Consider the following 9,925-nt stretch of genomic DNA (forward strand, 5'->3'; position numbering starts at 1 on the left):
GTACTAGCAGAGCAGGTCAGCGGCCCACAGCCAGCGGGGACCGCACCTCACCGCCGTCACGGGCAAGGTCGACGACGTCGCTGCGCGGCAGCCTCAGCGCGAGGAGGCGTCGGGCTCCTGGCGCAGCCAGTTCGGCCCGAGGTCGGCGATCTCGTAGCCGTGGGGGTAGACCTCCCGGCCGCGGCGGCCCGGCTCGAACCACCCCACCTCGGCCGGGGCCCGACGGCGCTCGCGGACCGCGCGAGCACGCAGCGCCAGGCGCAGCAGCGGCCGCAGCCCCGGCGGCGGGGGGCGCAGTCCCAGCGCAGCGGCCAGGCGCGGCTCGAGCAGCGCCGAGGTCGCCGGCTCAGCCAGCCAGCGCAGCCGGTCCGGCAGCGCTTGGGCGATGACGGTGGAGGTCGCGCGCATCTGCGCCGCACCGGCCTCGCTGTACGCGATGTGCTCGGCCTCGTAGGCGTCGAAGAGGTCCGCGAAGCCCTGGTAGCCGACGGGCACCTTGGGGATGGCCATCAGCTGCCCCAGCCGCGCGTAGAAGGCCGCCACCGCCTCCCGCTCCACCAGCGTGCTCGTGCGCCAGCCGACGTCGTCGATGAAGCGGGTCGGCACCACCACGAAGGTCGCCAGCACGTAGCGGTAGTCCTCGTCGGCGATCGTGAAGCGGCGGTGCATCCGGTTCAGCCCGCGCACCACCTCCCGGCCGCGCTCATGGTCCATGCCGTGCTCGATGAGCTCGTACATCCACAGCCCGGTGTCGAAGGCGCGCTTGTGGGGGTTGGTCGTCATCTCCCCGGTCGCGGCCAGCAGCTCGGCGATGCGGGGGACGGCGAAGGTGCGGTACAGCGCAAGGTTCAGCCCGAAGCGGGTCTCCCACGCCAGGTCGATCGTCGCCTGCGCGCGGTAGATCTCCTCGTGGTCCCTGACCGCATTAAGGCTGCTCAGACGGTCGCGCAGGGCATAGCGGCGGGGGTGGGAGTGCGTGATGTCACGCAGTCGCGCCAGGGCGCTCGGGCTGTTCATGCTGCTCGCTCCACGGGGTCGTCCAGGTGCTCGGCCACCATGCGCCTGGTCAGCGGCCAGCGCGCGTGGGCCCGGGCGACCTGCACCAGCCACGCCACCTCAGCGCCCAGGTCCGCTCCCCCGCGGTGGGCGGTGCTGATGACCTCGACGTCGTTTGAAGGGTCGAGGCCGGCGTCCTTGGCGCGCAGCGCCGCGGTGATCCAGACCGCCTCGGCCACCACCTCGGCGGTGGCCGCGGGGCTGCCCAGGGCCACCGCGCTCGCGGTGACGTCCTCGCGCAGGTCGACGTCGGCGTAGGGCGACAGCGCCATGAGCCCGTCGCGGATCTCCATCACGCGCCGGTAGAGCCGCTCGCGCAGGCTCAGGGGCCCGCTCAGCAGCCGGATCACGGGAGAGGGGGTCAGGGCGATGCCGGGGGCGACGCCCACCATCAGGCGCCACAGCCGGCGCAGGCGCAGCAGCGAGCGGGCTGAGGCGACCTCGGTGCTGGCCGCACTCAGGGCGCCCACCAGCTGTGGCCAGCCGGCGCCGGTGGCGATCAGCAGAAGGGCGCCGGCGAGGAAGACGTTGCGCACGGTCAGGCCGACCGCCGCCCACTGGCCGGCCGGGTCGACCAGCCCGATGACCAGCACGGCCACCCGGGCGACCAGGAACCCGCATCCGGTCAGGCAGCCCAGCCCGATCAGGTACAGCCGGGTCCGCAGAGGGCCCGGTGCTGCCTGGCGGCTGTAGCGCCGGCACAGCAGCGCGCCGGCCAGCAGGGCCCAGCCCAGCAGGCTGAGTACGGCCACGGAGTGCACCAGCCACGCCGCCCCGGCCGCGGTGGGCTCCAGGGGCTGCTGGGTCAGGGACAGCCGGGGGCTGGCCGGGGTGGTGACCATCAGCGGCACCGACATCGCCAGCAGCACCACGGCGGTCAGCCACGTGACGGTGCGCCCGTTGCGAGTGCCGGTGGTCTGGGCCAGCAGGCGCAGGACGAAGGCGGACGCCAGTACCGAGCAGCTGGCCACCAGGACGGCCTGCCCGCTGGGGCCCATCGTCGCCAGCACCACCGAGGCGATGGGCGTGATGTTGAAGACCGCGCCCCCGGCCAGGGCCAGCAGCGCCAGCCACAGGCTGCGCGCAGCTCCTCCCTCGCTCAGCGCCGGCAGGCGGTAGGCCAGCACCGCGAGCAGCAGCAGCGCGGGCACGGAGTGGATCGGGTCGACCCAGGCCACGGTCCAGGGCTGCGGTGCTATCACGAGGTACCTGGCTGGGGCAGCCCGAACATCTGCGACAGGGCCTGCAGCGCCGGGGAGGGGGGCTGGGTGGGGCCGCTGGGCAGGAAGGCCTGGAAGGTCGGCACCGTGTCGCTGCGCTCGCGGATGCGCGCCCCGACCATCGAGGCGTAGATCTCGGCCTCGACCTCCCGTGGGGTGTCGAACATGGTGCGCGTCAGCATGAACGCGACCACCTGTGAGCCAGCGTTGGGGAAGTAGTGCTCCAGCAGTCGCGCACGAGGGGTCTGGTTGGGCTCGTGGTCGCACAGCATGTGACCCAGCTCGTGCAGCACGATGTGCTCGCGGTGCAAGGGGCTGGCGTTGAGCCTGACGAAGACGATGTCCTCGGTCGAGGTGGCCAGCCAGCCCCCGCAAGCCTCGTCCTCCTCGAGCATCTCCGGCGGAGCAGGCAGCAGGTAGAGCGGGCGCTTGCGATGCTCTGAGACCTGCTCGCAGAAGTCCTCCAGGCAGAACTGCTCCGGCAGGGGAACCTGCTGCAGCAGTTGCCGGCAGTGACGACGGTGGGCGCGGTGTTCACGCGCCGTTACCAGTACCCCCACTTGGCCCCCCACCAGTACTCCAGCAACGACACCACCCTACGAGTCGCGCACGAGGGGTCTGGTGTCTGCGAGGTGGGGGACGCCCCACGAGGGGGCCGCGAGGAAGTCAGGCGGGGGGAGGCGAGGGGGGCTGCTGCATCGACTTCTGGGCGGCCTGCTTGCGCTGGTGGGCGGGCAGGCGCTCCAGGCGGCGGGCGTGGTCGAGCATCGCGCGGATGGAGTCCAGGCTGGTCTCGCTCAGCCCAGAAGCGCGCAGGGCGACCGAGCGAACGTCGCTGTCGCGGATCTCGGCCAGCACGTCCAGCTCGGCCACGATCTTCTGGCTGAGCTCGTCGTCGAAGAAGTACGCCGGGGAGACCCGGAAGAAGCGCGCCAGCGCCTCCAGCATCCGCATCGAGGGGTTGGCCTTGACGCCGTGGCGCAGCTGAGACAGGTAGGCCGCCGACAGACCCGTGCCGCCGTCGGCCGCGACCGCGCGCTCGACCTCGGCGTTGGAGAACTCCCCGCGCCCGGCGGGATGGACCGTGGCGAACAGATAGTTGATCTTTTCCGCCAGGGTGGGGCGCTGGGGCGGCTCCGCCTCGCTCACGCCTGCTCCTCGCCCTCACCCTCGGGACCGGTACCGGGACCCCCTGTCGCCTCGCAACTCTAGCGACGGGTCGCGCTCTGTCACGAGGGTGAGCAAGGACCCCGCGCGTCTGCCGTTGCCGGTTTGCCCCTGACGGAGAAGTGATCACCCAGGGTGACCGGGCTGACGTGCCCCGCCAGATGTGGTTCCATGACGCCACCCATTGCTATAGCAACGTTTACGGGGGTGTGCGGAGATGCAGTTACGTTTGTTGCGTCGTCTCAGCCCCCTGCTCGCGGCCACCGCGACAGCGCTCGCGCTGAGCGCCTGCACGGCCGCCGCGCCGCCCAGCGAGCCAGCCACCCCCAGCGCCGCGCCGCTGGAGGCCGAGGGCGCCTTCGCCGAGCCGGGCACCGCCGCCACGTGGGACCAGCCCAGCGCCGACGCCGCCGCCCAGGCCGCCACCACCGCGATGGCCCTGTTCGTCTCCCACCCCGACGACGCCCAGGTGTGGTGGGCCCAGCTGCAGCCGCTGCTGTCGACCACCGCCGCCCGCGACTACGTCGGCGTCGACCCCGCCAACGTCCCCGCCCGCCGCGTCACCGGGCCTTCCCTGGTCGAGCAGGACGCCAGCGCCTACCTGGCCGCCGCCGTCGTCCCCACCGACCACGGCGCCTACACGGTGCTGCTCTCCCGCCAGGGCGGCGACCAGCCCTGGCTCGTGGAGAGCCTCACCCCGCCGCCCAGCGCCTCCAGCGCTGCCCGGTCGTGAAGCGGACTTGGATCGCCGTGGCCGCTCTCGTCGCCCCCGTGCTGCTGACCGGCGGCTGCCTGGGCACCTACCTGCTCATCCAGCCCTCTCCCCCACCCACCTGCGGCCCGCAGGGTGTCGGCACGACCGACACCCCTGCCGCCGCGGTGCAGGTCGCCGGGCTGCCCACCACCGCGGTCGCCGGCTACCGCGGGGAGCAGCTCGCCAACGCCGCGGCGGTGATGAACGCCGCCCGCGCCCTCGGGCTGGACAGCCACGCCCAGACCCTCGGCGTCATGGTCGCCATGGGGGAGTCCTCCCTGCGCGTCATCAACCGCGGCGACGCGGCCGGTCCGGACTCCCGCGGCCTGTTCCAGCAGCGCGCCAACGGCGCCTGGGGCTCCTACGCCGACCGCATGGACCCCACCACCAGCGCCACCAACTTCTTCCGCGCCTTGGTCAAGGTGCCCGGTTGGGCCCAGCTCGAGCCGACCATCGCCGCCAACCGCACCCAGCGCAACGCCGACCCCTACCACTACCGCCAGTACTGGGGCCCGGCCCAGCAGGTCGTCGCCGCGCTCGCGGGCGCCACGGTCACCCTCGACCCCGCCGCCCCGGCCCCTGTTCCCGGAGCACCCGCCGCTGCCGCCGTCCCGCGCTCGCCTGCCAGCCGCCCCCGGCCGGTGCCGCGGACCTGCAGGCGCCCGCCGGCTCGTGGGTCAAGCCCGCCGTCGGTCCGCTTGACGAGCCCGTTCGGCACCCGGCGCCACCCGGTCACCGGCGTCGTCCGCGCCCACAAGGGCGACGACATCGGCGCTCCCTGCGGCTCCCCCATCTACGCGGCCGCCGCCGGCCGCGTCATCACCGCCGGCACCGCCAGCGGCTACGGCCACCTCGTCGTGCTCGACCACGGCGGCGGGGTGCTCACCCGGTACGGCCACATGTACGCCGACGGCTTGCACGTCCGGGTCGGGGACAGCGTCTCCCCCGGGCAGGTCATCGCCGACGTCGGCAGCGACGGGCTCTCGACCGGGTGCCACCTGCACTTCGAGGTGATGCGCGACGGCCAGCTCGTCGACCCCGCCCCCTTCATGGCCAGCCAGGGCGCCGTCCTCGGCTGACCCGGCCCCCCACCCAGCGACCCGACCCACCCGAGCAACGAGCAGGAGGACGGACCCATGACCACCACCACCGACTCCCCCGCGGCCGCCCCGCGGGCCCACGTCGACCCCAGCGCCGTGCCCGGCTGGCCGCGCGTCCTGGCGCGCCTGAGCGAGCAGGGCCGCGGCGTGGTCCAGGTCGACGCCGACGAGCACCGCCTGGAGGCCGAGGACATCGCGGCCGCCCGCAGCAAGGCCGTCGCCCTGGTGCGGGTGCTCGTCGCCGCTCCCCTGGGCCGCCCAGTGCGGGTGGACACCGAGGAGCCCGACGGCGCCTGGCAGGTCATCGTCCACCCCGACGGCGTCGTCCAGCCGGCCGAGAAGAACCCCTCCCCCACCGCTACCCGCCCGCAGCCGGTGGCCCCGGAGCCAACTCCCGCGGCTACTGCCGCAGCCGAACCTCCCTGCGCTCCGCTACGCCCCCCGGCATCTATGAAGCTCACTGCCTCCCCGGTCGCCGGTCTGCAGGAACCGTCGAGCGTCACCGCTCCCCCGCGCCTGACCGACCTCATCGCCCAGCAGCCGCCCGCGCCCCCAGCGCCGGCCACATGGGGCTGGCGACACCACCTCGCCGCCCTCAGCGGCGGCCTGGTGACCCCAGGACCCGGCCCCCGCGAGCAGGCCCACCGCGCCGCCGTCGCCGCCGTCCAGCGCACCTTCAACGACGCCCGCACCGTCGTGGTCGTCAACCCCAAGGGCGGGGCCCACAAGACCACCGCCGCCCTCATGCTCGCGGCCACCTTCGGGCTGCACCGCGGCGGCTCCACCCTCGCCTGGGACAACAACGAGACCCGCGGCACCATGGGCTGGCGCGCCCAGCAGGCGAGCCACCAGCGCACCGTCGTGGACCTCCTGCACGCCCTGCCCGGCATCGCCGCTCGCGGCCAGGCCCGCGTCGGCGACATCGACCCGTTCGTGCGCACCCAGCCCTGGGGCCACTTCGACGTGCTCGCCTCCGACGAGGACGCCGCCTCAGCCGCCGCCATCGACGCCGCCGCCTTCGCCCAGCTGCACGCGCAGCTGACGGCCTTCTACCGGGTCACCGTCATCGACACCGGCAACAACATCCGTGCCTCGAACTGGCAGGCAGCGCTCGCAGCCGCCGACCAGCTCGTCATCGTCTCCACCGTCCGCGAGGACACCTCCAAGACCGCCGCCTGGCTGGCCGACGCGCTCGCGGAGACCGGCCACGAGCAGCTGGTGCGCCAGGCCGTCACCGTGCTGACCGCGCCCTCACGCGCCAGCGACGTCGACCTCGAGCAGCGCCTGCGGGGCCACTTCGCCCGCCTGACCCGCTCGGTGGTCTCCGTCCCGCACGACCCGGCCCTGGTCGCGGGGGGGCCGATCGACCTAGCGCGCCTGTCCCCCGCCACCCGCGAGGCGTGGCTTCGAGCAGCAGTTGAGGTGGCACAAGGGTTGTGAAGCCAGCAGACGAGCCTCCGATCGCAGCCAATGGAAGGGCCGGGGCTTCGAAGGCTGGACTCCGTCGCGACATGCCGCAAGACACGCCGTGAACGGTCGGCCGGGCCGCCGTGATGCAGATTCCTGCGCCGAACGGGTGGTTTCGGTATCAGGTTCATGGTTGGGTGAACACATGGCGGTGAAGCGAGGTCGCGGCGGGCGTCCGAGTCGCGGGGAGCGCGACCAGCTACTCGCACGGCCACCCATGCCTGTCGGCGACGCCTTCCGCGACAAGGCCGAAGCCCTCGGCATCTCTATCAGCGACTACATGTCAGCCCTTATTGCCCGCGAGGTGGGTCTCGGCGAGATGGCGCCGATGCCCGCCGGGCCGACGCAGCAGACCACCCCGCTCGAGCTGGAGGCAGCCACGCGTAGATCTGCCTAGGGCAAGGCCCTAGAAACGACGAAGGCCCCCGCGCCAACGGGGGCCCTCGTCTGAGTCACAAACCGGTTACCAGCCGGTCAAACCGCTTCTCCTCCTAGAGAGGCTCCTTGAGCGTACCTTCCCCCTGCCCGCTCACGCCAGACATCGCTCATATCAGCGACTGCCTGTCGTGCGCCTGGCAGTACACCCAGCAGATCGCCGTCCGCACCTCGGTGCGCGCGGCCCCCATCGATGCCACCGGTCGAGCGGAAAACCTCTACCCGCTCATCTACGCGACGGCGAATCCCAGCCCCCCCACCTCACCGTGGGCGCTGCCACTCGCCGACCGCGATGGATTCCGGCTGCTCGCCTTCGACCTGGACGCCAAGCCCGACGCGGCCGCGGCCGCGGCCGATGCCCACCGCCTGGCAGAGGTCCTCTCCTCGGCGGGGATCGCGCACCTGGTGTGCGCTTCAGGACCCGCGGGCGGGCGACACGTGTGGGTTGGCCTGAGCGAAAGCGTCTCCCCCCTCCTCGTCATGCGCCTGGCGCGCGTGTTGCGGCAGCTCGCGCCGACTTTGGACCTCTCCCCGCTGGCGAACCCCGCCACCGGGTGCGTGCGACCCCCCGGAGCCCCGCACCGTCACGGAGGGACCTCCCGCGTCCTGAGCGGTGACCTGTCGGTGCTGCAGCAGCCGAGCACGAGCGCGGCTGAACTGCAGAGGTTGGTCTTGGCGACCACCGCCCGGTTGCAGGGCATGTTGCCCGCCGACGGCCGGCGTAGCGGTGCTCGTGTGTCTGAGGCCATGCGTGAGCGCCCTGCAGCAGGAGCAGCCGACGGGCGGGAGAAGGTTGCGGGTGCACCCCGCCGCGTCGCGCTGGACGCCACCGGGCACCCCTATCTGCCCGGCCCCCCGCGGCCCCTCCCCCACGCCAGCGACCAAGTCTTGCGATATGGGCTTGCCCAGCCGACGTCACCCCACGACGTCGCAGCGGCGACGGATCAGGAGCACAGGCATCAGGTGCCCTCCCCACGCGATGACGGCACCGGCCGTGCCCATCGCGACGCAATAGCCTCATCAACAGATCAGGCCGTGGACGCCTCCCAAGCGCTTTGGCAGGTCCTCATCGGTGCCGCCAGCTCCACTGGCATCTGTCTCAGCTGCTCGCCCTGCTGAGCGAACCGCGCACCCCGGGGCTCGAGCACGCCCGCACCCGCCGCCCTTCCGACACCCGAAGCGAGCGCGTCCCTCGTCCTCGAACCGGCCAGGACAGCCCGCGTGCGGTCCTGGCGCGGCAGTGGGGACGCGCGGTGCGGTGGGTCGCGGCCAACCCCCGGGCAACAACCGCCACAGAGGTCGACGACTTCCCCCAACGAGCCGGCGCCATCACCGACCTCGTCCTCAGCATCCAGGCCCGCGCCGATGCCCTCCCGGGACGCTGGTCCAAGGGCACCGGCCCCGCAGACCGTCGCGTGCTCGACGGACTGTGCGTGTTGGCCCTCCAAGGGGTCACCAGCGACGTCGAAGCCGACATCCGTCGCCTCGGACTGCTTGTCGGTATCGGGCGCGAGACAGCCCGCACCAGCTTGCTGCGCCTAGCCGATCAGGCCTGGATCTCCCGGGCCGCAGCCGCCGCAGGCGTGCGTGGAGCCGTCTGGACGCTGGTCAGCCCGCACTTCGGAGGATCGACCGAGCAGCCCGCTACCGTTATCCACAGCGTGCTGGACAAGCCTGGTCACAAGCGGTCCCGCGCCCCCGGGGAGTCTTTGCTCCGACCCTCCGGACCCACCGAGCGCGCTGGAACCCTGCACCTGCTCGCGGGGCGGCTTCGTGCAGGTGTCCACGACGCCTTCACCCCGCGCTCCCTCGGTCTGGCTGCCGGCAACGTGGTCGCACGGCTTGAAGCCGAGGCGTCTGATCCGTCAGGAGCCCCGGCCTACGTCGACCAACTCTTCGGAGACCTTGAGCCGCAAGTCGCTGCTCGGCTGGGAATCTTGGGGTTGACGTCTGGGGTTGCCGGATCGCGTGGTCGTGACGGTGTTCGCCGTCACGACCGGGTGGGTCTGGCTGGCCGGCGTCGAGTAGCAGTCCTCGACCGCGAGGCCGCTGCCGACGGCACGTACGGTCGATTGACGATGCGGAAAGCGCGAATCGCTCTTGAGAGGGAGCTTTGGGCGTGGTGGTGCGCTGAGGTCGAGTGGATGCGAGCCAGTCGCTCTGTTCAACGAGCCCGGCCAGGAGCCGAACAAGAGCCTCTCTGGGGCGTGCGACCGCAGCCGGGTGAGCACCACCACCGTCGTCACCCGCGTCGCTCTACGGGGCGAGCTGACTTCCCCACAGCGCGTATCCAGTTGGTAGCGGCGTGAGGACCGTCTAAGCGGTCTTCCGTCTGTGACAGGCCGACTGCGACACTCCGTCTGTGACAGGCCGACTGCGACACTCCGTCTGTGACAGGCCGTCTGTGACAGGCCGACTGCGACAGGGCCGACTGCGACAGGCCGACTGCGACAGGCCGACTGCGACAGGCCGACTGCGACAGGCCGACTGCGACAGGCCGACTGCGACAGGCCGACTGCGACAGGCCGACTGCGACAGGCCGACTGCGACAGGCCGACTGCAACAGGCCGACTGCGACAGGCCCGACTGCAACAGGCCGACTGCGACACTCCGACTGCAACAGGCCGACTGCGACACTCCGACTGCAACAGGCCGACTGCGACACTCCGACTGCAACAGGCCGACTGCGACACTCCGACTGCAACAGGCGACTGCGACACTCCGAC

General features: G+C 72.4%; 8 protein-coding genes. 4 read left to right on the forward strand and 4 right to left on the reverse strand.

The genetic code is table 11. The annotated features are described in order from the left end of the window. Nucleotides 1-93: 93 nt before the first annotated feature. From F1641_RS19510 to F1641_RS19525, 4 genes are all read right to left on the reverse strand, one after another. Complete coding sequence (locus F1641_RS19510) at nucleotides 94-1,017, reverse strand: oxygenase MpaB family protein (RefSeq protein ID WP_194908330.1); 924 nt, start codon at nucleotides 1,015-1,017, stop codon at nucleotides 94-96. After that, complete coding sequence (locus tag F1641_RS19515; protein ID WP_194908332.1) at nucleotides 1,014-2,234, reverse strand: MAB_1171c family putative transporter; 1,221 nt, start codon at nucleotides 2,232-2,234, stop codon at nucleotides 1,014-1,016. The genes F1641_RS19510 and F1641_RS19515 overlap by 4 nt, the downstream gene beginning before the upstream one ends. Before the next feature lie 20 nt (nucleotides 2,235-2,254). After that, nucleotides 2,255-2,848, reverse strand: a complete 594-nt coding sequence (locus F1641_RS19520; RefSeq protein ID WP_194908334.1) for a hypothetical protein — start codon at nucleotides 2,846-2,848, stop codon at nucleotides 2,255-2,257. Nucleotides 2,849-2,942: 94 nt separating this feature from the next. Then, the gene (locus tag F1641_RS19525; protein ID WP_194908336.1) at nucleotides 2,943-3,425 is read right to left on the reverse strand and encodes a helix-turn-helix domain-containing protein; all 483 of its coding nucleotides are present in this window, start codon (nucleotides 3,423-3,425) and stop codon (nucleotides 2,943-2,945) included. Between the two features lie 235 nt (nucleotides 3,426-3,660). Here F1641_RS19525 and F1641_RS19530 point away from each other — a divergent pair, with 235 nt between their 5' ends. The 4 genes from F1641_RS19530 (at nucleotide 3,661) to F1641_RS19545 (ending at nucleotide 7,161) form a co-directional block, all read left to right on the forward strand. Then, the gene (locus F1641_RS19530; protein WP_194908338.1) at nucleotides 3,661-4,176 is read left to right on the forward strand and encodes a hypothetical protein; all 516 of its coding nucleotides are present in this window, start codon (nucleotides 3,661-3,663) and stop codon (nucleotides 4,174-4,176) included. Between the two features lie 17 nt (nucleotides 4,177-4,193). Beyond that, on the forward strand, nucleotides 4,194-5,276 hold the full coding sequence (locus F1641_RS19535) for a M23 family metallopeptidase (RefSeq protein WP_194908340.1): 1,083 nt from the start codon (nucleotides 4,194-4,196) through the stop codon (nucleotides 5,274-5,276). 57 nt (nucleotides 5,277-5,333) lie between these two features. Next, the gene (locus F1641_RS19540; protein WP_206691563.1) at nucleotides 5,334-6,737 is read left to right on the forward strand and encodes a hypothetical protein; all 1,404 of its coding nucleotides are present in this window, start codon (nucleotides 5,334-5,336) and stop codon (nucleotides 6,735-6,737) included. A gap of 244 nt (nucleotides 6,738-6,981) precedes the next feature. Next, on the forward strand, nucleotides 6,982-7,161 hold the full coding sequence (locus F1641_RS19545) for a hypothetical protein (RefSeq protein WP_194908342.1): 180 nt from the start codon (nucleotides 6,982-6,984) through the stop codon (nucleotides 7,159-7,161). Nucleotides 7,162-9,925 lie beyond the last annotated feature (2,764 nt).

It is taken from the genome of Quadrisphaera sp. INWT6, assembly GCF_015390235.1.
In the GTDB taxonomy this organism is placed as follows: domain Bacteria; phylum Actinomycetota; class Actinomycetes; order Actinomycetales; family Quadrisphaeraceae; genus Quadrisphaera.